A 24,238-nucleotide genomic window follows, 5' to 3' on the forward strand; every position below is an offset into this window, starting at 1 on the left:
TTCTACCGCCATCTCCCTTATATCGCCAAATAGCTGCGTAGAAATTTACGTCACAGGCAAGCAACGATGAACCAGGACGGAAATGTTAAATGACAGGTAAAAAGCGTTCTGCCAGTTCCAGCCGCTGGCTTCAGGAACACTTTAGCGATAAATATGTTCAACAGGCACAGAAAAAGGGGTTACGTTCCCGTGCCTGGTTTAAACTTGATGAAATACAGCAAAGTGACAAACTTTTTAAGCCGGGGATGACGGTTGTCGACCTCGGTGCGGCACCTGGCGGATGGTCCCAGTATGCGGTAACGCAGATCGGCGGAACGGGCCGAATCATCGCGTGCGATCTTTTACCAATGGATCCCATCGTTGGTGTCGACTTCCTTCAGGGCGACTTTCGTGATGAATTAGTGCTGAAAGCGTTACTTGATCGTGTTGGTGACAGTAAGGTCCAGGTTGTCATGTCGGATATGGCACCAAATATGTGCGGAACACCGGCGGTGGATATCCCCCGCGCCATGTATCTGGTGGAGCTAGCGTTAGAAATGTGTCGTGATGTACTAGCGCCTGGTGGTAGTTTTGTTGTGAAGGTGTTTCAGGGCGAAGGTTTCGAGGAGTATCTTAAGGAAATTCGCTCCCTGTTTGCGAAGGTCAAAGTTCGTAAGCCGGACTCTTCCCGGGCCCGTTCCCGTGAAGTGTATATTGTAGCGACCGGGCGAAAATGATAACCGGGAGATTTCAGACGAAAGTTTGAATGAAACTGGATATAGAGTATCCTGACGCTGTTTTTAACACAGTTGTAATATGAGGTTAATCCCTTGAGTGACATGGCGAAAAACCTAATACTCTGGCTGGTCATTGCCGTTGTGCTGATGTCAGTATTCCAGAGCTTTGGGCCCAGCGAGTCGAATGGCCGCAAGGTGGATTATTCTACCTTCCTGCAAGAGGTCAATCAGGACCAGGTTCGCGAAGCGCGTATCAACGGACGTGAGATCAACGTTACCAAGAAAGATAGTAACCGTTACACGACTTACATCCCGGTGAACGATCCTAAGCTGCTTGATAACCTTCTGACCAAAAACGTCAAAGTGGTAGGCGAGCCGCCAGAAGAACCAAGCCTGCTGGCTTCTATCTTCATTTCCTGGTTCCCGATGCTACTTCTTATCGGCGTCTGGATCTTCTTTATGCGCCAGATGCAGGGCGGCGGTGGCAAAGGTGCCATGTCGTTCGGTAAGAGCAAGGCGCGTATGCTGACGGAAGACCAGATCAAGACCACGTTTGCTGACGTCGCCGGTTGTGACGAAGCAAAAGAAGAAGTGGGTGAACTGGTTGAATACCTGCGCGAGCCGAGCCGTTTCCAGAAACTGGGCGGTAAGATCCCGAAAGGTGTCCTGATGGTAGGCCCTCCGGGTACCGGTAAAACCCTGCTGGCGAAAGCCATCGCGGGTGAAGCGAAGGTGCCGTTCTTTACTATTTCAGGTTCTGACTTCGTTGAAATGTTCGTGGGTGTCGGTGCATCTCGTGTGCGTGACATGTTCGAGCAGGCCAAGAAGGCAGCACCGTGCATCATCTTTATCGATGAAATCGACGCCGTAGGCCGCCAGCGTGGCGCGGGCCTGGGCGGTGGTCACGATGAGCGTGAGCAGACCCTGAACCAGATGCTGGTTGAGATGGACGGCTTCGAAGGTAACGAAGGTATCATTGTTATCGCGGCGACTAACCGTCCGGACGTACTTGACCCTGCGCTGCTGCGTCCAGGCCGTTTCGACCGTCAGGTTGTTGTCGGTCTGCCGGATGTTCGTGGTCGTGAACAGATTCTGAAAGTGCACATGCGTCGCGTACCGCTGGCGCCAGATATCGACGCGGCCATCATTGCGCGCGGTACGCCGGGCTTCTCCGGTGCGGACCTGGCTAACCTGGTCAACGAAGCTGCACTGTTTGCCGCTCGCGGTAACAAGCGCGTGGTCTCCATGGTTGAGTTCGAGAAAGCGAAAGACAAAATCATGATGGGTGCGGAACGTCGCTCCATGGTGATGACGGAAGCGCAGAAAGAGTCCACGGCTTACCACGAAGCGGGTCACGCAATTATCGGTCGCCTGGTGCCGGAACACGATCCGGTACACAAGGTAACGATTATTCCGCGTGGCCGTGCGCTGGGTGTGACCTTCTTCCTGCCTGAGGGCGACGCGATCAGCGCCAGCCGTCAGAAGCTGGAAAGCCAGATTTCGACCCTGTACGGCGGTCGTCTGGCAGAAGAGATCATCTACGGTCCAGAACACGTTTCTACCGGTGCGTCGAACGACATTAAAGTGGCGACAAACCTGGCGCGTAACATGGTGACTCAATGGGGCTTCTCCGACAAACTCGGTCCGCTGCTGTATGCAGAGGAAGAGGGTGAAGTATTCCTGGGCCGCTCCGTGGCGAAAGCAAAACATATGTCCGATGAGACGGCACGTATCATCGACCAGGAAGTGAAAGCGCTGATTGAACGTAACTACGGTCGCGCGCGTCAGATCCTGAACGACAATATGGACATTCTGCATTCGATGAAAGATGCACTCATGAAATATGAGACCATCGATGCACCGCAGATTGACGACCTGATGGCTCGCCGCGAAGTGCGTCCGCCAGCTGGCTGGGAAGACCCAGGCGCTTCCAACAATTCTGACAACAATGGTACCCCGCGCGCGCCGCGTCCGGTCGATGAACCGCGTACGCCAAACCCGGGCAACACCATGTCAGAGCAGTTGGGCGACAAGTAAGTCACTGCTGTTGAAGCGTTTGTCTGTACCCCAAACCCTGGAGCTTGCTCCGGGGTTTTTCTTTTCCGTTAAACCATACTAAAACCAGGGATTTAACCATGAAACTCTTCGCCCAGGACTCGCATCTCGATCTTTCACATCCGCACGTGATGGGGATCCTGAATGTTACCCCTGACTCCTTCTCTGACGGCGGCACGCATAACACGCTTATCGACGCGGTTAAGCACGCAAATCTAATGATCAACGCGGGTGCCACCATCATTGATGTGGGCGGTGAATCGACGCGTCCCGGCGCGGCAGATGTTTCGGTGGAAGAAGAGCTGGCGCGCGTGGTGCCGGTGGTTGAGGCAATCGCGCAACGTTTCGAGGTGTGGATCTCCGTCGACACGTCCAAACCAGAAGTGATCCGTGAAGTGGCGAGAGTGGGCGCTCACATTATCAATGATATCCGCTCGCTGACCGAACCAGGTGCGATCGAGGCCGCTGCTGAAACCGGACTGCCGGTATGCCTGATGCACATGCAGGGGCAACCGAAAACCATGCAGGAAGCGCCGAAGTATGATGATGTCTTTGCCGACGTGAATCGCTTCTTTATTGAGCATATTGAACGCTGTGAGCGTGCAGGCATCCCAAAAGAGAAATTGCTGCTCGACCCGGGGTTCGGTTTCGGTAAAAATCTCTCACACAATTATGCGTTGCTTGCGCGCTTATCGGAATTTCATCACTTTGGTCTGCCGCTGCTGGTGGGTATGTCGAGAAAGTCGATGATTGGCCAATTGCTGAATGTAGGACCGAGCGAGCGCCTGAGTGGCAGCCTGGCCTGCGCGGTAATTGCGGCGATGCAAGGCGCGCACATTATCCGTGTCCATGACGTCAAAGAAACAGTAGAAGCCATGCGTGTGGTGGAAGCCACACTGGCAGCGAAGGAAAACAAACGCTATGAGTAACCGTAAATATTTTGGTACCGATGGTATCCGTGGGCGCGTAGGCGATGCTCCAATTACCCCTGATTTTGTTCTGAAGCTCGGCTGGGCTGCCGGCAAGGTCCTGGCGCGTCATGGCTCACGTAAAATTATCATCGGTAAAGACACCCGTATTTCGGGCTATATGCTGGAATCTGCGTTGGAAGCGGGTCTGGCAGCGGCAGGGCTTTCAGCCTCTTTTACTGGCCCAATGCCAACGCCTGCTGTTGCCTACCTTACGCGCACCTTCCGCGCGGAAGCGGGAATTGTGATTTCGGCGTCTCATAACCCGTTCTACGACAACGGCATCAAGTTCTTCTCCATTGACGGCACCAAGCTGCCGGACGAGGTGGAAGAGGCCATTGAAGCCGAAATGGAAAAAGAGATCACCTGTGTTGATTCCGCCGAGCTGGGTAAAGCGAACCGTATCGTCGATGCGGCGGGTCGTTATATCGAATTCTGCAAAGGCACCTTCCCGAACGAGCTGAGCCTGGCGCATCTTAAAATTGTGGTGGACTGTGCGAACGGTGCGACCTATCACATTGCGCCGAATGTCTTCCGCGAGCTGGGTGCGAAAGTGATCGCCATCGGCTGCGAGCCGGATGGTCTGAATATTAATGAAGAAGTCGGGGCGACGGACGTGCGCGCCCTGCAGGCGCGCGTGCTGGCGGAAAAAGCCGATCTGGGTATTGCTCTGGACGGCGACGGTGACCGCGTGATCATGGTTGACCACGAAGGTAATAAAGTCGACGGCGATCAGATCCTCTACATCATTGCCCGTGAAGGCCTGCGCCAGGGTCAGCTGCGCGGCGGCGCGGTTGGGACGCTGATGAGCAACATGGGTCTGGAGCTGGCGCTGAAACAGCTCGGTATTCCGTTCGTCCGCGCGAAAGTGGGCGACCGCTACGTGCTTGAAAAGCTGCAGGAGAAGGGCTGGCGCATTGGTGCTGAGAACTCCGGCCACGTGATCCTGCTCGACAAAACCACGACTGGCGACGGTATCGTAGCTGCGCTTCAGGTGGTTGCCGCGATGGCGCGCAACCATATGAGCCTGCACGATCTGTGCAGCGGGATGAAAATGTTCCCGCAGATCCTGGTGAACGTGCGTTTCACTGCGGGTAAAGGCGATCCGCTGGAAAATGACAACGTGAAAGCGGTAATGGCTGACGTTGAAGCGGCGCTGGGCAGCCGTGGACGCGTGCTTCTGCGTAAGTCCGGTACCGAACCACTGATCCGCGTGATGGTGGAAGGCGAAGACGAAGCGCAGGTCACCGAATTTGCGCACCGTATTGCGGATGCCGTAAAAGCTGCATAATCTTGCATGCTAAATGTTTAAAAAGGCGGCGTTTGCCGCCTTTGTTTTAAGCAATTAATGGCTTTTTGCTGTTTTTTTCCGCAGTTGATACAATGCGTCGAAAATGCCCTTGCGAAGGCCATTCGCTTTGGTTAGTATTCACACCCGCTTCAGTGGGAAACAAAAATCCTGCTAATTGGTCGAAGCATTGGTATGCGGCAAATCCGCAAGGAACAGGTTGATTATGTACGAAGCTCTTTTAGTTATTTTCCTTATTGTAGCCATCGCTCTCGTAGCGCTGATTATGCTGCAGCAAGGTAAAGGCGCTGATATGGGAGCCTCCTTCGGAGCAGGCGCTTCCGGTACGCTGTTCGGTTCAAGTGGTTCTGCGAACTTCATGACCCGCACGACGGCGATTCTGGCTACGCTGTTCTTCATCATCAGTCTGGTGCTGGGCAATATCAACAGCAACAAGACCAGCAAAGGAAGCGAGTGGGAAAACCTGAGCGCGCCAGCAAAAACTGAGCAGACTCAGCCAGCTGCACCGGCTAAGCCAACCAGCGATATCCCGCAGTAAGTATTCCGTACCGAGGTGGTGGAATTGGTAGACACGCTACCTTGAGGTGGTAGTGCCCTAACGGGCTTGTGGGTTCGAGTCCCATCCTCGGTACCAATATTCCAGAAGAAAGACGTCGAAAGGCGTCTTTTTTTTCGTCTGTAGCTTTTGCCTTTCGTAGGCCCGGTGGCGCTGCGCTTACCCGCCCTACAAAAGCCAAACAAAAAGGCGCCCATTGGGCGCCTTTTGCATGTTACATCAGCGATTACTTCTTATCGCTATTCTCCAGGTTTTCAACCTGCGGCAGGCCGTTACCGGAATTCGCGGAGAGCAGACCATTCTCAACGTAGTTGAAGAGCTTCTCACGGGTATCGGTGATGTCCAGGTTACGCATGGTCAACTGACCAATACGGTCGTCCGGAGAAAACACAGACTCACCTTTTTCCATGGTCAGACGCTCGGCTTTATAGGTCAGGTTATCCGACACGGTGTTAAGAATGGAGTAGTCGTTACCACGACGCAGTTCCAGCGTCACTTCACCGGTGATCGCGCTCGCTACCCAACGCTGCAGCGCATCACGCAGCATCAGCGCCTGCGGATCGAACCAGCGACCCTGATACAGCAGTTTGCCCAGTTGACGACCATGAGAATGATACTGCTCGATGGTGTCTTCATTGTGAATACCGGTCAGCAGACGCTCGTAAGCGATGTGCAGCAGCGCCATCCCCGGAGCTTCATAGATGCCGCGGCTTTTTGCTTCGATGATACGGTTTTCAATCTGATCGCTCATGCCCAGACCGTGACGACCGCCGATGCGGTTTGCTTCCAGCATCAGTTCAACGTCGTCAGAGAAGGTCTTACCGTTCAGGGCAACCGGATGACCACGTTCGAAACGCACGGTCACTTCTTCTGCCGGGATCTTCACGCTCTCGTCCCAGAACTTCACGCCCATGATCGGGTTAACGATCTTCACGCTGGAGTTCAGGAACTCCAGGTCCTTCGCTTCGTGCGTCGCGCCCAGCATGTTGGAGTCGGTAGAGTAGGCTTTCTCAACGGACATTTTGTAGTCAAAGCCGCAGGCAATCATAAACTCAGACATCTCATGACGACCACCCAGCTCGTCGATGAAGTCGGTGTCCAGCCACGGCTTGTAGATCTGCAGCTCCGCGTTGGTCAGCAGGCCATAACGATAGAAACGTTCGATATCGTTTCCTTTATAGGTGCTACCGTCACCCCAGATGTTAACGCCGTCTTCTTTCATGGCGGCAACCAGCATGGTGCCGGTCACCGCACGGCCCAGCGGAGTGGTGTTGAAATAGGTCAGGCCGCCCGTGGTGTTATGGAACGCACCGCACTGAATAGCGGCGATACCTTCAGCAACCAGTTGCTTACGGCAGTCAATCAGTCGCGCGTTTTCTGCGCCATACTCTTTAGCGCGACGAGGAATAGCATCGTAATCGTCCTCATCCGGCTGACCCAGGTTCGCAGTATATGCATACGGAACCGCTCCCTTCTGGCGCATCCACAGCAGTGCAGCGCTGGTATCCAGGCCGCCTGAGAAAGCGATGCCAATACGTTGTCCTACCGGAAGATGCTTGAGAATCGTCGTCATAGAATAAAACCCTGCTTGATTGACTGATTAGAGACCGCTTTCGTTCTCTTGTGCATTTTTATGCAAAATAAGTGAGTATTCATTTAATCATCTTTTATCGAATACCGGAAGAGACTCATGCGTTTTTTGTAAAAAATTTGGTCTGTTCTCTCTGGCGGAAGCTGGGTTGACAGGTGGGGTCAACTATCAATATACTAAACGCCGATTTTACGTCCCGTCTTCGGTACCAAATCCCAGCATTATTTGCAAATTCTGTCCAAAACGCGTAGAATTTGCCACGTTTCAGGCGCGGGGTGGAGCAGCCTGGTAGCTCGTCGGGCTCATAACCCGAAGGTCGTCGGTTCAAATCCGGCCCCCGCAACCACTTTCCCATAAAGTTCTTTTTCAAATATACTGTGAAGACTTAGAGCCTTCGTAGCTGGATTTGAAAAAATTCTTTCGGAGAGTGCTCCAGGCCACAGTTGTGGCTATAGGGTTCAGTTATCTAAAGCCCCGATTTATCGGGGTTTTTTGTTATCTGACTACAGAATAACTGGGCTTTACGCCCTTTTTTTATGTCTTGGGGGTGGGCTTGTCCACATTAGAGCAAAAATTAACAGAGATGATTACTGCACCGGTCGAAGCACTGGGCTACGAACTGGTCGGCATCGAATTCGTTCGCGGCCGTACATCGACGCTGCGCATCTATATTGATAGTGAAGATGGCATCAATGTTGATGATTGTGCTGATGTCAGCCACCAGGTGAGTGCGGTTCTTGATGTTGAAGACCCGATTACCGTTGCGTACAACCTGGAAGTTTCCTCACCTGGCCTGGATCGCCCGATGTTCACGGCCGAGCACTATGTGCGCTTTACCGGTGAAGAAGTGGCTCTCGTTCTGCGTATGGCCGTACAGAACCGCCGTAAATGGCAGGGAATTATCAAAGCCGTTGATGGTGAAATGATCACGGTAACAGTCGAAGGCAAAGATGAAGTGTTCGCGCTGAGTAATATCCAGAAGGCGAACCTGGTTCCCCACTTTTAACAGTCTGGATTGAGGTGAAAAGCCCGCGATGAACAAAGAAATTTTGGCTGTTGTTGAAGCCGTCTCCAACGAGAAATCACTGCCGCGTGAGAAAATTTTCGAAGCGCTGGAAAGTGCACTGGCTACAGCAACCAAGAAAAAATACGAACAAGAGATCGATGTTCGCGTAGAAATCGATCGTAAAAGCGGTGACTTCGATACATTCCGTCGTTGGGTAATCGTTGAAGAAGTGACCCAGCCGACCAAAGAGATCACCCTGGAAGCGGCACGTTTTGAAGACGAAAGTCTGAACGTGGGTGACTACGTTGAAGATCAGATTGAATCTGTGACCTTCGACCGTATCACCACCCAGACCGCTAAGCAGGTTATCGTGCAGAAAGTGCGCGAAGCCGAGCGCGCGCTGGTTGTCGATCAGTTCCGCGATCAGGAAGGCGAAATCATCACCGGCGTGGTGAAGAAAGTGAACCGTGACAACATCTCTCTGGAAATTAAATCCGAAGGGATGCCGGGCAACGCTGAAGCCGTGATCCTGCGTGAAGACATGCTGCCGCGTGAAAACTTCCGCCCGGGCGACCGTATTCGTGGTGTTCTGTACGCCGTGCGCCCTGAAGCGCGTGGTGCACAGCTGTTCGTGACCCGTTCTAAACCAGAAATGCTGGTTGAACTGTTCCGCATCGAAGTGCCGGAAATCGGCGAAGAAGTTATTGAGATCAAAGCAGCAGCTCGCGATCCAGGCTCTCGTGCGAAAATTGCGGTGAAAACCAACGACAAGCGTATCGATCCGGTCGGTGCTTGCGTCGGTATGCGCGGCGCGCGCGTTCAGGCGGTTTCTACCGAACTGGGCGGCGAGCGTATTGATATCGTTCTGTGGGACGACAACCCGGCGCAGTTCGTGATCAACGCAATGGCTCCGGCTGATGTCGCGTCTATCGTTGTTGACGAAGACAAACACACCATGGATATCGCTGTTGAAGCGGGCAACCTGGCGCAGGCGATTGGCCGTAACGGTCAGAACGTACGCCTGGCGTCACAGCTGAGCGGCTGGGAACTCAACGTCATGACCGTTGATGACCTGCAGGCTAAGCATCAGGCTGAAGCCCATGCGGCGATCGATACCTTCACCAAATACCTCGACATTGACGAAGACTTCGCCACTGTTCTGGTAGAAGAAGGTTTCTCTACGCTGGAAGAACTGGCCTATGTGCCAATGAAAGAGCTGCTGGAAATTGACGGTCTGGATGAGCCAACCGTTGAAGCCCTGCGTGAACGCGCTAAAAACGCACTGACCACCCTGGCACTGGCTCAGGAAGAAAGCCTTGGCGATAAGAAGCCGGCTGATGACCTGCTGAATCTGGAAGGTCTTGATCGTGCGATTGCGTTCAAGCTGGCTGCCCGTGGTGTTTGTACGCTGGAAGATCTCGCTGAGCAAGGCGTTGATGACCTGGCCGATATCGAAGGTTTAACCGACGAGAAAGCCGGCGAACTCATCATGGCCGCACGTAATATTTGCTGGTTCGGCGACGAAGCGTAATAAACTGTAGCAGGAAGGAACAGCATGACTGATGTAACTGTAAAATCGCTGGCTGCTGAGATTCAGACCTCCGTGGACCGCCTGGTACAGCAATTTGCTGATGCAGGGATCCCGAAGTCCGCTGATGACTCGGTGACCGCGCAAGAAAAACAAACCTTGTTAACGCACCTGAACCGCGAACACGGTTCTACGCCTGACAAGTTAACGCTGCAGCGCAAAACGCGCAGCACGTTAAACATTCCTGGTACCGGTGGCAAAAGCAAATCGGTACAAATTGAAGTCCGCAAGACGCGCACCTTTGTAAAACGTGATCCGCAAGAGGCAGAACGCCTTGCCGCGGAAGAGCAGGCACAGCGTGAAGCGGAAGAACAAGCTCAGCGTGAGGCGGAAGCAGCCGCCAAACGTGAAGCAGAATTAAAAGCTGAACGTGAGGCCGCAGAAAAAGCGAAACGCGACGCCAGTGATAAAGTGAAGCGTGACGCTGCGGAAAAAGACAAAGTGAGCAATCAACAGACAGACGAAATGACCAAAACCGCCCAGGCTGAAAAAGCCCGCCGTGAAAATGAAGCTGCCGAGCTGAAGCGTAAAGCGGAAGAAGAAGCCCGCCGTAAGCTGGAAGAAGAAGCTCGCCGCGTCGCTGAAGAAGCGCGCCGTATGGCAGAAGAAAACGAGAAGAATGGCGTGAATACCGCTGAACCGACTGAAGACACCAGCGACTATCACGTGACCACTTCTCAGCATGCGCGTCAGGCTGAAGATGATAACGACCGTGAAGTAGAAGGCGGCCGTGGCCGTGGTCGTAATGCAAAAGCCGCGCGTCCGGCTAAGAAAGGTAACAAACACGCTGAATCTAAAGCTGACCGCGAAGAAGCTCGTGCAGCGGTTCGCGGTGGTAAAGGCGGCAAGCGTAAAGGTTCTTCTCTGCAGCAGGGCTTCCAGAAGCCAGCTCAGGCGGTTAACCGTGACGTCGTGATTGGCGAAACCATCACCGTTGGCGATCTGGCAAACAAGATGGCGGTTAAAGGCTCTCAGGTCATCAAAGCGATGATGAAGCTGGGCGCAATGGCGACCATCAACCAGGTTATCGACCAGGAAACCGCACAGCTGGTTGCCGAAGAGATGGGCCACAAAGTTATCCTGCGTCGTGAAAACGAGCTGGAAGAAGCAGTAATGAGCGACCGTGACACTGGCGCTGCGGCTGAACCGCGTGCACCGGTTGTGACCATCATGGGTCACGTTGACCACGGTAAAACCTCTCTGCTCGACTACATTCGTTCTACGAAAGTTGCCTCCGGCGAAGCGGGTGGCATTACCCAGCACATCGGTGCTTACCACGTAGAAACCGAAAACGGCATGATCACCTTCCTGGATACCCCAGGCCACGCAGCGTTCACCTCAATGCGTGCTCGTGGTGCTCAGGCTACGGATATCGTTGTACTGGTTGTTGCAGCAGATGATGGCGTTATGCCACAGACCATTGAAGCTATCCAGCACGCGAAAGCGGCGCAGGTGCCTCTGGTTGTTGCGGTCAACAAAATCGATAAGCCAGAAGCCGATCTGGACCGCGTGAAGAACGAACTGTCTCAGTACGGTGTTATGCCGGAAGAGTGGGGCGGCGAAGCGCAGTTCATCCCTGTATCTGCAAAAGCGGGTACTGGTATCGACGACCTGCTGAACGCTATCCTGCTTCAGGCCGAAGTTCTGGAGCTGAAAGCCGTTCGTAAAGGTATGGCGAGCGGTGCGGTAATCGAATCCTTCCTGGATAAAGGTCGTGGTCCGGTTGCAACGGTTCTGGTTCGCGAAGGTACGCTGAACAAGGGCGACATCGTTCTGTGTGGCTTCGAATACGGTCGTGTTCGTGCGATGCGTAACGAACTGGGTCAGGAAGTGCTGGAAGCAGGTCCGTCCATTCCAGTGGAAATCCTGGGGCTGTCCGGTGTTCCGGCTGCCGGTGATGAAGTGACCGTTGTGCGTGACGAGAAGAAAGCGCGTGAAGTGGCACTGTATCGTCAGGGCAAATTCCGTGAAGTTAAGCTGGCGCGTCAGCAGAAATCTAAACTTGAGAACATGTTTGCGAACATGGCTGAAGGCGAAGTTCACGAAGTGAACGTCGTTCTGAAAGCAGACGTTCAGGGTTCTGTGGAAGCGATCTCCGACTCCTTGCTGAAACTGTCTACCGACGAAGTGAAAGTGAAGATCATCGGTTCTGGCGTAGGTGGTATCACCGAAACCGACGCAACCCTGGCTGCGGCATCCAACGCTATCCTGGTTGGCTTCAACGTGCGTGCTGATGCATCTGCTCGCCGCGTGATCGAAGCGGAAAGCCTGGATCTGCGCTACTACTCCGTCATCTATAACCTGATCGACGAAGTGAAAGCCGCGATGAGCGGTATGCTGTCTCCTGAGCTGAAACAGCAGATCATCGGTCTGGCTGAAGTGCGTGACGTGTTCAAATCACCGAAATTCGGTGCGATCGCGGGCTGTATGGTTACCGAAGGTACCATCAAGCGTCACAACCCAATCCGCGTACTGCGTGACAACGTGGTTATCTACGAAGGCGAGCTGGAATCCCTGCGCCGCTTCAAAGATGACGTTAACGAAGTCCGTAACGGCATGGAATGTGGTATCGGCGTTAAGAACTACAACGACGTTCGCGTTGGCGATATGATCGAAGTGTTCGAAATCATCGAGATCCAACGCAGCATCGACTAATCCTTAGGGATAAGTCCATATGTAGGCCGGGATCGCCTCGTGCCACCCGGCAATAATTTTAAAAGGGGCTTTTAGCCCCTTTTTTGTCTGGAGAATTTATTATGGCGAAAGAATTTGGTCGCCCACAGCGCGTGGCGCAGGAGATGCAGAAAGAGATTGCGCTTATCCTGCAACGCGAAATCAAAGACCCGCGTATCGGTATGATGACCACCGTCTCTGGCGTGGAAATGTCTCGTGACCTGGCCTATGCCAAAGTGTTCGTGACCTTCCTGAACGATCAGGACGAAGCGGCGGTTAAAAACGGCATTAAAGCACTGCAGGAAGCCTCTGGTTTCATCCGCTCTCTGCTCGGCAAAGCGATGCGCCTGCGTATTGTTCCCGAGCTGACCTTCTTCTACGACAACTCGCTGGTCGAAGGTATGCGCATGTCCAACCTGGTGACCAGCGTGGTGAAACATGACGACGAACGTCGTGTTAACCCGACGGACGACAGCAAGGAGGACTGATGAGTCGTCCTCGTCGTCGCGGTCGCGACGTGCATGGCGTGCTGCTGTTGGATAAACCGCAAGGTGCATCCAGTAACGACGTGCTGCAAAAAGTGAAGCGTATTTATAACGCTAACCGTGCGGGCCACACCGGCGCGCTGGATCCGCTGGCGACCGGCATGCTGCCGATTTGCCTGGGTGAAGCAACAAAGTTTTCCCAGTACCTGCTCGATTCCGATAAACGCTACCGCGTTATCGCTAAACTGGGCCAGCGTACGGATACTTCCGACGCGGATGGTCAGGTGGTGGAAGAGCGCCCGGTGACCTTCAGCGCCGAACAGCTTGATGCGGCCCTGGAGAGCTTCCGCGGAGACACGATGCAGGTGCCGTCGATGTATTCGGCGCTGAAATATCAGGGCAAGAAGCTCTACGAATATGCGCGCCAGGGAATTGACGTCCCGCGCGAAGCGCGTCCGATAACCGTGTATGAGCTGCTGTTCATTCGCCACGAAGGTGACGAGCTGGAGCTGGAAGTCCACTGTTCGAAAGGGACCTATATTCGCACCATCATCGACGACCTGGGTGAAAAGCTGGGCTGCGGTGCGCATGTGATTTATCTGCGTCGTCTGGCGGTCAGTAAATATCCGGTGGAACGCATGGTGACGCTTGAGCAGCTGCGCGCGCTGGCTGAGCAGGCACAAGCGCAGGGAGTGGAACCAGCAGATTTGCTGGATCCACTGCTGATGCCAATGGACAGTCCGGCAGCGGACTTCCCGATCGTTAATCTTCCTTTAACATCGTCCGTTTACTTTAAGAACGGAAACCCGGTTCGTACGGCGGATGCGCCGCTGGATGGACTGGTACGCGTGACGGAAGGTGACGAAGGGAAATTCATCGGTATGGGCGAAATGGACGGTGAAGGGCGCGTTGCGCCGCGTCGTCTGGTCGTCGAATATCCGGTCGACGCGTGACGGTGATTACGCCTCACCTTGCGATAAGCAGGGGAGACGAGTAGAATATCGCCGCTTAACGCCCGGTAAATTGTTTAACAATCTGCGGGGCGTACATGGGGTCGCTGAATTAGAGATCGGCACCCTTACATTTTTTATACTTTGGAGTTTGAAAATGTCTCTAAGCGTTGAAGCTAAAGCTAAAATCGTTTCTGAGTTTGGTCGTGGTACTAACGACAGCGGTTCTACCGAAGTTCAGGTTGCACTGCTGACTGCACAGATTAACCACCTGCAGGGTCACTTTGCAGAGCACAAAAAAGATCACCACAGCCGTCGTGGTCTGCTGCGCATGGTTTCTCAGCGTCGTAAACTGCTCGACTACCTGAAGCGTAAAGATGTTGCACGCTACACCGCGCTGATCGAGCGTCTGGGTCTGCGTCGCTAAGTCTTGCGAGTTTCAGAAAAGGGGGCCTGATGGCCCCTTTTTTCAACCAGACGGCAGCAATTCAATGGAAACTATTGTATTGTTGCTATAAATGATCTTCATTGCAGAGGTTCGCGCGGCTAATGAGAGGCTTCACCCATGGGGGTGTCGGTTGTCATTAGTCGCGAGGATGCGAAGAAGGTCGGGTTAAATCGACAGCACGCCGGCGGTGTGCTGTCATACATTTAAGAAAGGATAGAATTTTGCTGAATCCGATCGTTCGTAAATTCCAGTATGGTCAACATACCGTCACGCTGGAAACCGGCATGATGGCACGCCAGGCGACTGCTGCCGTTATGGTAAGCATGGATGACACCGCGGTATTCGTGACCGTTGTGGGCCAGAAAAAAGCTAAACCAGGTCAGGACTTCTTCCCGCTGACCGTTAACTACCAGGAGCGTACCTACGCTGCCGGTAAAATCCCGGGTGGCTTCTTCCGTCGTGAAGGCCGTCCAAGCGAAGGCGAAACCCTGATCGCGCGTCTGATTGACCGCCCGGTTCGTCCGCTGTTCCCGGAAGGCTTCGTTAACGAAGTGCAGGTTATTGCGACCGTTGTTTCCGTTAACCCACAGGTTAACCCGGACATCGTTGCGATGATCGGTGCCTCCGCTGCCCTGTCACTGTCTGGTATTCCATTCAATGGCCCAATCGGTGCCGCGCGCGTCGGTTACATCAATGACCAGTACGTGCTGAACCCAACTCAGGAAGAGCTGAAAGAAAGTAAGCTGGACCTGGTTGTTGCCGGTACTGAAGCGGCTGTGCTGATGGTTGAATCCGAAGCTGAACTGCTGAGCGAAGACCAGATGCTGGGCGCTGTGGTGTTCGGTCATGAGCAGCAGCAGATTGTTATCCAGAACATCAACGACCTGGTGAAAGAAGCCGGTAAGCCACGTTGGGACTGGCAGCCAGAAGCAGCAAACGATGCGCTGAACGCACGCGTTGCGGCACTGGCAGAATCTCGTCTGAGCGACGCTTACCGCATCACCGACAAACAGGAGCGTTACGCTCAGGTTGACGCGATCAAATCTGAAGTAACCGCGACCCTGGTTGCCGAAGACGAAACGCTGGACGCTAACGAAATTGGCGAAATTCTGCACGCTATCGAGAAAAACGTTGTTCGTAGCCGCGTACTGGCAGGCGAGCCGCGTATCGATGGCCGTGAAAAAGACATGATTCGTGGTCTGGACGTACGCACTGGCGTACTGCCGCGTACTCACGGTTCTGCGCTGTTCACCCGTGGTGAAACGCAGGCGCTGGTTACCGCAACCCTGGGTACCGCACGTGACGCGCAGATCATCGACGAACTGATGGGCGAGCGTACTGACAACTTCCTGTTCCACTACAACTTCCCTCCGTACTCTGTGGGCGAAACCGGTATGGTTGGCTCACCGAAGCGTCGTGAAATTGGTCACGGTCGTCTGGCGAAGCGCGGCGTGCTGGCAGTGATGCCGGAAGCTGACAAATTCCCGTACACCGTTCGCGTGGTTTCTGAAATCACCGAATCCAACGGTTCTTCTTCCATGGCTTCCGTATGTGGTGCCTCTCTGGCGCTGATGGATGCGGGCGTGCCGATCAAAGCCGCCGTTGCGGGTATCGCAATGGGTCTGGTGAAAGAAGGCGACAACTTCGTTGTTCTGTCTGACATTCTGGGTGACGAAGACCACCTGGGCGATATGGACTTCAAAGTAGCGGGTTCCCGCGACGGTATCTCTGCCCTGCAGATGGATATCAAAATTGAAGGTATCAACAAGGAGATCATGCAGGTTGCTCTGAACCAGGCTAAAGGTGCGCGTCTGCACATCCTGGGCGTGATGGAACAGGCTATCAACGCGCCACGCGGTGATATCTCTGAATTCGCTCCGCGTATTCACACCATCAAGATCAATCCAGACAAGATCAAAGATGTTATCGGTAAGGGCGGTTCTGTTATCCGCGCGCTGACCGAAGAGACCGGCACCACCATCGAAATCGAAGATGACGGTACTGTGAAGATCGCAGCAACCGACGGCGAGAAAGCGAAATTCGCGATCCGTCGCATCGAAGAAATCACTGCTGAAATCGAAGTGGGCCGCGTCTACGCGGGTAAAGTGACCCGTATCGTTGACTTTGGTGCGTTCGTTGCCATCGGTGGCGGTAAAGAAGGTCTGGTTCACATCTCTCAGATCGCTGACAAGCGCGTTGAGAAAGTGACCGATTACCTGCAGATGGGTCAGGAAGTGCCGGTTAAGGTTCTGGAAGTTGACCGTCAGGGCCGTATCCGTCTGAGCATTAAAGAAGCAACCGAGCAGTCTCAACCTGCTGCGGCACCGGAAGCTCCGGCTGCTGAACAGCAAGGCGAGTAAGTTGCCATTTGCCCTCCGCTTTGCGGAGGGCCTGTTATCAGGCAGGACGCCTTGTTAAGCCGCCGGGGGACAGGACGTTCATCCAATAGTTGTCTTCGGGAGTGGGAAATGAAGCCTTTTTTGCGCTGGTGTTTCGTTGCGACAGCTTTAACGCTGGCAGGATGCAGCAACTCTGCCTGGCGTAAGAGCGAAGTCCTCGCAGTGCCATTGCAACCGACTTTGCAGCAGGAAGTGATTCTGGCACGCATGGAACAAATACTTGCCAGTCGGGCTTTAACCGATGACGAACGCGCACAGCTTTTATATGAGCGCGGAGTGTTGTATGATAGTCTCGGTCTGAGGGCATTAGCGCGAAATGATTTTTCACAAGCGCTGGCTATCCGACCTGATATGCCTGAAGTATTCAATTACTTAGGCATTTATTTAACGCAGGCAGGCAATTTTGATGCTGCCTATGAAGCGTTTGATTCTGTACTTGAGCTTGATCCAACTTACAACTACGCGCACTTGAATCGCGGTATCGCATTGTATTACGGCGGTCGTGATAAGTTAGCGCAAGATGATCTGCTGGCGTTTTATCAAGACGATCCTAATGATCCTTTCCGTAGCCTGTGGCTTTACATCGTTGAGCGGAAGCTCGATGAGAAGCAGGCAAAAGAAGCACTACAACAGCGCTTCGAGAAATCGGATAAGGAACAGTGGGGATGGAACATTGTCGAGTTCTACCTGGGCAACATTAGCGAAGCAACGCTGATGGAACGCCTCAAGGCGGACGCAACGGATAACACCTCGCTCGCTGAGCATCTCAGTGAAACCAACTTCTATTTAGGTAAGTACTACCTAAGTCTGGGGGATATGGACAGCGCTACGGCACTGTTCAAATTAGCGGTTGCTAACAACGTACATAACTTCGTTGAGCACCGTTATGCATTGTTGGAATTATCGCTCTTGGGCCAGGAGCAAGACGACCTGGCAGAATCGGACCAGCAATAGCTGACGACATAAACATCAGCCCGTAATCTTTTGATTGCCATCACCTTCACTGGTGAGGGCGTTGTTGTTCGTCAATACACCTACTTTGAGCCGGTTCACACTTTTCAATGAAAATTGCTAATCATTTTCACGATGAGCTAAGTAGACTGGCCGCCATTGACATTGAGGCACTCGTACTACATGGCTGAATTCGAAACCACTTTTGCAGATCTGGGCCTGAAGGCTCCTATCCTTGAAGCCCTTAACGATCTGGGTTACGAAAAACCATCTCCGATCCAGGCAGAATGTATCCCGCATCTGCTTTCTGGTCGTGACGTGCTGGGCATGGCCCAGACTGGTAGCGGTAAAACTGCAGCGTTCTCGCTGCCGCTGCTGAACAACATCGATCCGGACCTGCGTGCACCGCAGATCCTCGTCCTGGCTCCAACTCGTGAACTGGCTGTTCAGGTTGCTGAAGCAATGACGGAATTCTCTAAACATATGCGCGGCGTAAACGTGGTAGCCCTGTACGGCGGCCAGCGTTATGACGTGCAGTTACGCGCCCTGCGCCAGGGCCCACAGATTGTCGTCGGTACGCCGGGCCGTCTGCTGGATCACCTGAAGCGCGGTACTCTGGACCTCTCTAAACTGAGCGGCCTGGTACTGGATGAAGCAGATGAAATGCTGCGTATGGGCTTCATCGAAGACGTAGAAACCATCATGGCGCAGATCCCGGAAGGTCACCAGACCGCTCTGTTCTCTGCAACCATGCCAGAAGCGATCCGTCGCATTACCCGCCGCTTCATGAAAGAGCCGCAGGAAGTGCGTATTCAGTCCAGCGTGACCACTCGCCCGGACATCAGCCAGAGCTACTGGTCCGTGTACGGCATGCGCAAAAACGAAGCGCTGGTCCGTTTCCTGGAAGCGGAAGATTTTGATGCGGCGATTATCTTCGTGCGTACCAAAAATGCGACCCTGGAAGTGGCTGAAGCGCTGGAGCGTAACGGCTACAACAGCGCCGCGCTGAACGGCGACATGAACCAGGCCCTGCGTGAGCAGACGCTGGAGCGTCTGAAAGACGGTCGTCTGGATATCCTGATTGCAACCGACGTGGCAGCACGTGGTCTGGACGTTGAGCGTATCAGCCTGGTTGTCAACTACGACATCCCGATGGACTCCGAGTCTTACGTTCACCGTATCGGTCGTACCGGTCGTGCGGGTCGTGCTGGCCGTGCGCTGCTGTTCGTTGAGAACCGCGAGCGTCGTCTGCTGCGCAACATTGAACGCACCATGAAGCTGACCATTCCAGAAGCCGACCTGCCAAACGCAGATCTGCTGGGCAAACGCCGTCTGGAAAAATTCGCCGCGAAAGTACAGCAGCAACTGGAAAGCAGCGATCTGGATCAGTACCGCGCACTGCTGTCGCAGATCCAGCCTGTCGCTGAAGGCGAAGAGCTGGACATGGAAACTCTGGCTGCAGCACTGCTGAAAATGGCTCAGGGCGAACGTAGCCTGATCGTGCCACCAGATGCACCGATGCGTCCTAAGCGTGAGTTCCGTGACCGTGACGATCGTTTCGAACGTCGTGGCGACCGTAACGACCGTGGTCCACGCGGCGACCGTCCAGAGCGTGGTGGTGAAGACCGTCCACGTCGTGAACGTCGTGACGCAGGCGATATGGAACTGTATCGCATTGAAGTGGGCCGTGATGATGGTGTTGAAGTTCGTCACATCGTTGGCGCGATTGCTAACGAAGGCGACATCAGCAGCCGTTACATTGGTAACATCAAGCTGTTTGCATCCCACTCTACCATCGAACTGCCAAAAGGCATGCCGGGCGAAGTACTGCAGCACTTTACTCGCACCCGCATCCTGAACAAGCCGATGAACATGCAGCTGCTGGGCGATGCACAGCCACGTCCTGACCGCGGTGGCGAACGTCGTGGCGGTGGTCGCGGTTTCGGCGGCGAGCGTCGTGAAGGCGGTCGCAGTGAAGGTCGCGGTGGTGAAGGTCGTCGTTTCTCCGGCGAGCGCCGCGAAAGCCGTGGCCCACGTCGTGAAGAAGGCACCAGCCGTCGTCGTTTCGGTGACGCGTAAGCCTTTCGCTTCTGACGTAAAGTAAAATATACAGCCCCGATACACGCTATCGGGGCTTTTTTTATTCCCTTTGTACTCCTGTACTGGTACAGTGCATCACACTAAAATGCAGAACCGCATGATTAACTGGAGAAAAGGCTGTATGGCGACACTAACCACCACCCAAACGTCACCTTCGCTGCTTGGCGGCGTGGTGATCATCGGCGGAACCATTATAGGTGCCGGGATGTTTTCCCTGCCCGTGGTCATGTCCGGTGCGTGGTTCTTCTGGTCGCTGGCCGCGCTGGTGTTCACCTGGTTCTGCATGCTGCATTCCGGCCTGATGATCCTTGAAGCAAACCTGAACTACCGCATTGGCTCCAGCTTCGACACCATCACCAAAGATCTGCTGGGCAAAGGCTGGAACCTGGTGAACGGCCTTTCCATCGCATTTGTGCTCTACATCCTGACCTACGCGTACATCTCAGCAAGCGGCTCGATTCTGCATCACACCTTTTCGGAGATGTCGCTGAACATTCCGGCGCGTCTGGCCGGGCTTTGCTTTGCGCTGGGCGTGGCGTTTATCGTCTGGATGAGCACCAAAGCGGTGAGCCGCATGACGGCGATTGTGCTGGGCGCGAAGGTCATCACTTTCTTCCTGACCTTCGGCAGCCTGCTGGGGCACGTTACGCCCGCCACGCTGTTTAACGTTGCGGAAGTTAATCCCTCCTACACGCCGTATCTGCTAATGACTCTGCCGTTCTGTCTGGCGTCGTTCGGCTACCACGGCAACGTGCCGAGCCTGATGAAGTACTACGGCAAGGATCCGCGCACCATCGTGAAGTGCCTGGTCTACGGCACGCTGCTGGCGCTTGGGCTGTATGTGATTTGGCTGCTGGGGACAATGGGCAACATCCCGCGCCCGGAGTTTATCGGCATTGCGCAAAAGGGCGGTAACATTGACGTGCTGGTGCAGGCGCTGAGCGGCGTACTGAACAGCCGCAGCCTGGATCTGCTGCTGGTGGTCTTCTCCAACTTTGCGGTGGCGAGTTCATTCCTCGGTGTGACGCTGGGCCTGTTTGACTACCTGGCGGATCTGTTTGGCTTTGACGATTCTGCGATGGGGCGTTTCAAGACGGCGCTGCTGACCTTCCTGCCGCCGATTGTCGGCGGTCTGCTGTGGCCGAACGGGTTCCTCTATGCCATCGGCTATGCAGGGCTGGCGGCCACCATCTGGGCGGCGATTGTGCCGGCTCTGCTGGCACGTAAATCACGTAAACGCTTCGGTAGCCCGAAATTCCGCGTCTGGGGCGGTAAACCGATGATTGCGCTGATCCTGGTATTTGGGGTGGGTAACGCACTGGTCCACGTGCTGTCGAGCTTTAACCTGTTGCCTGTGTACCAGTAAACACATTGCCCGGTGGCGCTACGCTCACCGGGCCTACAGGGACCGCGTAGGCCGGATAAGGCGAAGCTGCCATCCGGCAAAAAACTACCCCACCAATTCTTCTTTCACCTGCATCGCCAGGTCAAACGAATGCAAACGCGCCTGGTGATCGAAAATCTGGCCGTTGACCATAATTTCATCCGCCTGCGTTTCACGCAGCACTGCTTCCAGCCCGTGACGCACTTTTGCCTTATCACCCACCAGCGACATGCTCAACGCCTGCTGCACGCCATACTGCTCGGAGGCCGACCACAGCTGATGCATATTTTCCACCGGAGGCGGCAACTGGCCCGTCTCGCCGCGGCGCAGCTTCACAAACGCCTGCTGCATAGAGGTAAACAGGAATTCCGCGTCGCGATTGCTGTCAGCGGCAATGATGTTGATACACACCATCGCGTACGGCTTCTCCAGACGCTCGGACGGTTTGAAGTTCGTACGGTAGAGGTGCAGCGCCTGATGCAGCATATCCGGCGCGAAGTGGGAGGCGAACGCGAACGGCAGCCCCAGCTGTGCGGCGAGCTGCGCGCTATACAGGCTCGAGCCTAACAGCCACACCGGGATCTTCTCGCCATAGCCCGGCACCGGGCGCACGTGCGGGTTCGGATCGCGCGCGTCGAACCAGTCCACCAGTTCCGCCACGTCGCGCGGGAAGTTATCGATATCGCCGCTCATATGGCGGCGCAGGGCGCGCATGGTCGGCTGGTCGCTGCCCGGCGCGCGGCCAAGCCCCAGGTCAATACGGCCCGGATAGAGGGTATTAAGCGTCCCGAACTGCTCGGCTATCACCAGCGGGGCGTGGTTCGGCAGCATCACGCCACCGGAGCCAAGGTGCAAAGTGGTGGTATTCGCTGCCAGGTAGCCAATCAGCACCGATGTAGCGGCGCTGGCAATGCCGACCATGTTGTGATGTTCTGCCAGCCAGTAGCGGTGATAGCCACGCTTTTCGGCCAGCTGAGCCAGATCGAGAGAGTGCGTGAAGGCTTCTCTTGCCGAGGAGCCTTGTGGGATCGGCGCCAGATCCAGCACCGAAAACGGAATGGTTTTGTCAGTCATAACAGCTCACTTTGTCGACGGTCAATCTTTAATACTGCATTAAAAAATGATAACCGTTGTTAACAAAGTGAGCCTTTTTTAGGCCTGAAGTTCCAGCCCGGCCAGACGTTTCCAGTAACCGTTGCAGTCGCTGTTTGCCGCCAGCGGCAGCGGCGACGCGCCGTTTTCGTTAGCGCGGAAGGCGTCCAGCATCGCGAAAACGCTGGTATCCAGCGGCGACAGGCGCACCATGTCCACCAGCCCGTCCATCGACGCCAGCTCGTTGCCGAGGTTATAGACGTAACCGCTCATGGTCTGAATGCCGTTCAGGACAAACACCTGCTGGTTCTCCTGCGACAGCATGCTGCGCCCGTTCGGGTACTTGATGCAGCAGGTTTCACATTCATCTTTCGGGCGGTCTTCCGATCGCGCGGTGAAGCAGCGGGCAGAGTAGGCCAGCGGCAGATGACCGTAGCTCAGCACTTCCACTTCGAACTGATGGCGAATGCCCAGCTCGTCGCACTGATTCAGCAGGTTTGCCAGCCAGTCACGGGAGAGCTCCACCGGCATGCACCAGCGGGTCATTCCCTGTTTGAGCAGCAGGCGCAGGGTGACGGCGTTATAGCAGTTCAGCGCATGGCCTGCGACAAACGGCAGCCTGCGTTCGGCGCACATGTTCACCACGCCCAGGTCGCTCGCCTCCAGCAGAAACTCACCGTTTTCGACGTAGCGCTTCAGCTCGCCCAGTTCGGACGAAGCCTGCACCAGCGCGAGCGTTGACAGCACCACCTGCTTGCCGCTCCCGGCCAGGCTTTTCGCCATCTCCAGCCAGTCGCCCACTTTGGTTGCGCGGCGTTTGCTGCATACTGCTTCACCGAGGTAAATCACATCGGCGCTGCTGGTGGCGGCCTGTTGGTAAAAATCTTCCAGCGTCTCTTTTGGCCAGTAGTAGAGCACCGGCCCTAATGAATATTTCATGGTTATCTCACTGCCATTTACGGTGATACGCACCCAGCGTGGTTTGCGTGCCTTCGGACATCGATCCGAGCGTCTCCATCCACGCCGCCTGTGGGGCGTAGTTCTGCGGGTCCGCCATGCAGCGGTCGATGGCCTGACGCCACACTTTCGCCACCTGGCTCACATAGGCCGGACTGCGCTGGCGACCTTCAATTTTCACCGAGGCAATATTGGCGGCCAGCAGCTCCGGCAGCAGCTCCAGCGTGTTAAGGCTGGTGGGCTCTTCCAGCGCGTGGTAGCGCTCGCCGTCGACCAGGTAGCGGCCTTTGCACAGTGTCGGATAACCCGCGTTTTCACCGTCCTGATAGCGGTCGATCAGAACTTCATTCAGACGCGACTCCAGCCCCTGTGGGGTCTGCTGCCAGCGGACGAAGCGGGCAGGGGAGCAGGCCCCGACGGTATTCGGCGATTCACCGGTTAAGTAAGAAGAAAGATAGCAACGGCCTTCGGCCATGATGCACAGACTACCAAAGGCAAAAACCTCCAGCGGCACTGGCGTGACGCGCGCGAGTTGCTTAACCTGATGAATAGAGAGCACGCGCGGCAGCACCACGCGGGCGACGTCAAAGTGTTGATGGTAAAAACGCACCGCCTCTTCGTTGGTGGCAGATGCCTGAACAGAGACGTGGCGCTCAATATGCGGATAGCGTTCTGCCGCATACTCAAGCATGGCGAGGTCGGCCAGGATTAACGCATCGGCGCCCAGCTGTGCTGCCATGTCCACCGCGCGCTGCCAGCGGGCGTAACCGTCAGGATGGGCAAACGTGTTGATGGCAATATGCAGCTTGCGGCGGTGCTGATGAACGAAGTTAACGGCTTCCTGAAGCTTTTTCTCCGTAAAGTTAAGGCCAGCAAAATGGCGGGCGTTGGTGTCATCTTTCAGCCCGATATAGACCGCATCGGCCCCATTCTCGATGGCCGCCTTAAGCGCCGGAAGGTTTCCGGCAGGGCAGAGCAGCTCCATAAATTATCCTGATGTAGTCGATAGC

Annotated in this window: 20 protein-coding genes and 2 tRNA genes; 18 read left to right on the forward strand and 4 right to left on the reverse strand. The window is 54.9% G+C overall.

Features of this window, described 5'->3' with window-relative positions; genetic code table 11:
* The first annotated feature begins 89 nt into the window (after positions 1–89).
* From rlmE to A6013_RS04905, 6 genes are all read left to right on the forward strand, one after another.
* Entirely contained in the window at positions 90–716 is a 627-nt protein-coding gene (gene rlmE, locus A6013_RS04880) for a 23S rRNA (uridine(2552)-2'-O)-methyltransferase RlmE (protein ID WP_003861812.1), read from the forward strand.
* A gap of 102 nt (positions 717–818) precedes the next feature.
* Positions 819–2,753, forward strand: a complete 1,935-nt coding sequence (gene ftsH, locus A6013_RS04885) for an ATP-dependent zinc metalloprotease FtsH (RefSeq protein WP_013098921.1) — start codon at positions 819–821, stop codon at positions 2,751–2,753.
* A gap of 98 nt (positions 2,754–2,851) precedes the next feature.
* Complete coding sequence (folP, locus tag A6013_RS04890) at positions 2,852–3,700, forward strand: dihydropteroate synthase (RefSeq protein ID WP_014885377.1); 849 nt, start codon at positions 2,852–2,854, stop codon at positions 3,698–3,700.
* Positions 3,693–5,030: a phosphoglucosamine mutase gene (gene glmM, locus A6013_RS04895; protein WP_028014552.1), complete on the forward strand. Its 1,338-nt coding sequence runs from the start codon at positions 3,693–3,695 to the stop codon at positions 5,028–5,030. Before folP ends, glmM begins: the two co-directional genes overlap by 8 nt.
* A 223-nt stretch (positions 5,031–5,253) precedes the next feature.
* Positions 5,254–5,586: a preprotein translocase subunit SecG gene (secG, locus tag A6013_RS04900; protein WP_003861803.1), complete on the forward strand. Its 333-nt coding sequence runs from the start codon at positions 5,254–5,256 to the stop codon at positions 5,584–5,586.
* A 9-nt stretch (positions 5,587–5,595) separates the two neighbouring features.
* Positions 5,596–5,682, forward strand: a tRNA-Leu gene (locus A6013_RS04905).
* A 148-nt stretch (positions 5,683–5,830) separates the two neighbouring features.
* On the opposite strand, the gene argG is transcribed toward A6013_RS04905, so the two are convergent.
* The gene (gene argG, locus A6013_RS04910) at positions 5,831–7,177 is read right to left on the reverse strand and encodes an argininosuccinate synthase (RefSeq protein WP_028014551.1); all 1,347 of its coding nucleotides are present in this window, start codon (positions 7,175–7,177) and stop codon (positions 5,831–5,833) included.
* Between the two features lie 287 nt (positions 7,178–7,464).
* On the opposite strand from argG, the gene A6013_RS04915 reads away from it, so the two are divergent.
* The 12 genes from A6013_RS04915 to mtr all read left to right on the forward strand — a co-directional run bounded on the left by A6013_RS04915 (position 7,465) and on the right by mtr (position 21,161).
* Positions 7,465–7,541 (forward strand) — tRNA-Met (locus A6013_RS04915).
* A gap of 207 nt (positions 7,542–7,748) precedes the next feature.
* Complete coding sequence (rimP, locus tag A6013_RS04920; RefSeq protein ID WP_014833432.1) at positions 7,749–8,201, forward strand: ribosome maturation factor RimP; 453 nt, start codon at positions 7,749–7,751, stop codon at positions 8,199–8,201.
* Positions 8,202–8,229: 28 nt separating this feature from the next.
* The gene (gene nusA, locus A6013_RS04925) at positions 8,230–9,732 is read left to right on the forward strand and encodes a transcription termination factor NusA (RefSeq protein WP_014885374.1); all 1,503 of its coding nucleotides are present in this window, start codon (positions 8,230–8,232) and stop codon (positions 9,730–9,732) included.
* 24 nt (positions 9,733–9,756) lie between these two features.
* Entirely contained in the window at positions 9,757–12,444 is a 2,688-nt protein-coding gene (gene infB, locus A6013_RS04930) for a translation initiation factor IF-2 (protein ID WP_041907885.1), read from the forward strand.
* 101 nt (positions 12,445–12,545) lie between these two features.
* Entirely contained in the window at positions 12,546–12,950 is a 405-nt protein-coding gene (gene rbfA, locus A6013_RS04935; RefSeq protein WP_041907887.1) for a 30S ribosome-binding factor RbfA, read from the forward strand.
* Positions 12,950–13,900 (forward strand): tRNA pseudouridine(55) synthase TruB, encoded by a 951-nt coding sequence (truB, locus tag A6013_RS04940; RefSeq protein ID WP_045260076.1) that lies wholly within the window; start codon positions 12,950–12,952, stop codon positions 13,898–13,900. The genes rbfA and truB overlap by 1 nt, the downstream gene beginning before the upstream one ends.
* A gap of 154 nt (positions 13,901–14,054) precedes the next feature.
* Positions 14,055–14,324 carry a 30S ribosomal protein S15 gene (rpsO, locus tag A6013_RS04945; protein ID WP_003861789.1) on the forward strand — a complete coding sequence of 90 codons (270 nt, stop codon included), beginning with the start codon at positions 14,055–14,057 and terminating at the stop codon, positions 14,322–14,324.
* 242 nt (positions 14,325–14,566) lie between these two features.
* Positions 14,567–16,705 (forward strand): polyribonucleotide nucleotidyltransferase, encoded by a 2,139-nt coding sequence (pnp, locus tag A6013_RS04950; protein ID WP_069732649.1) that lies wholly within the window; start codon positions 14,567–14,569, stop codon positions 16,703–16,705.
* Positions 16,706–16,813: 108 nt separating this feature from the next.
* Positions 16,814–17,698, forward strand: a complete 885-nt coding sequence (nlpI, locus tag A6013_RS04955; protein ID WP_028014546.1) for a lipoprotein NlpI — start codon at positions 16,814–16,816, stop codon at positions 17,696–17,698.
* 107 nt (positions 17,699–17,805) lie between these two features.
* Entirely contained in the window at positions 17,806–17,886 is an 81-nt protein-coding gene (gene yrbN / locus A6013_RS27860) for a protein YrbN (RefSeq protein WP_100122156.1), read from the forward strand.
* The gene (locus A6013_RS04960; protein WP_041907893.1) at positions 17,879–19,774 is read left to right on the forward strand and encodes a DEAD/DEAH family ATP-dependent RNA helicase; all 1,896 of its coding nucleotides are present in this window, start codon (positions 17,879–17,881) and stop codon (positions 19,772–19,774) included. Before yrbN ends, A6013_RS04960 begins: the two co-directional genes overlap by 8 nt.
* A gap of 142 nt (positions 19,775–19,916) precedes the next feature.
* Positions 19,917–21,161, forward strand: coding sequence for a tryptophan permease (gene mtr, locus A6013_RS04965; RefSeq protein ID WP_069732810.1), 1,245 nt, complete (start codon positions 19,917–19,919; stop codon positions 21,159–21,161).
* Positions 21,162–21,245: 84 nt separating this feature from the next.
* On the opposite strand, the gene A6013_RS04970 is transcribed toward mtr, so the two are convergent.
* The 3 genes from A6013_RS04970 to A6013_RS04980 all read right to left on the reverse strand — a co-directional run bounded on the left by A6013_RS04970 (position 21,246) and on the right by A6013_RS04980 (position 24,213).
* On the reverse strand, positions 21,246–22,253 hold the full coding sequence (locus tag A6013_RS04970; RefSeq protein WP_047367057.1) for an LLM class flavin-dependent oxidoreductase: 1,008 nt from the start codon (positions 22,251–22,253) through the stop codon (positions 21,246–21,248).
* A 78-nt stretch (positions 22,254–22,331) separates the two neighbouring features.
* Positions 22,332–23,210 (reverse strand): U32 family peptidase, encoded by an 879-nt coding sequence (locus A6013_RS04975; RefSeq protein ID WP_041907896.1) that lies wholly within the window; start codon positions 23,208–23,210, stop codon positions 22,332–22,334.
* Between the two features lie 7 nt (positions 23,211–23,217).
* The gene (locus A6013_RS04980) at positions 23,218–24,213 is read right to left on the reverse strand and encodes a peptidase U32 family protein (protein ID WP_014885366.1); all 996 of its coding nucleotides are present in this window, start codon (positions 24,211–24,213) and stop codon (positions 23,218–23,220) included.
* Positions 24,214–24,238 lie beyond the last annotated feature (25 nt).

Origin of the sequence: Enterobacter sp. IF2SW-B1, from assembly GCF_001743375.1 — a bacterium.
GTDB classification, from domain to species: domain Bacteria; phylum Pseudomonadota; class Gammaproteobacteria; order Enterobacterales; family Enterobacteriaceae; genus Enterobacter; species Enterobacter bugandensis.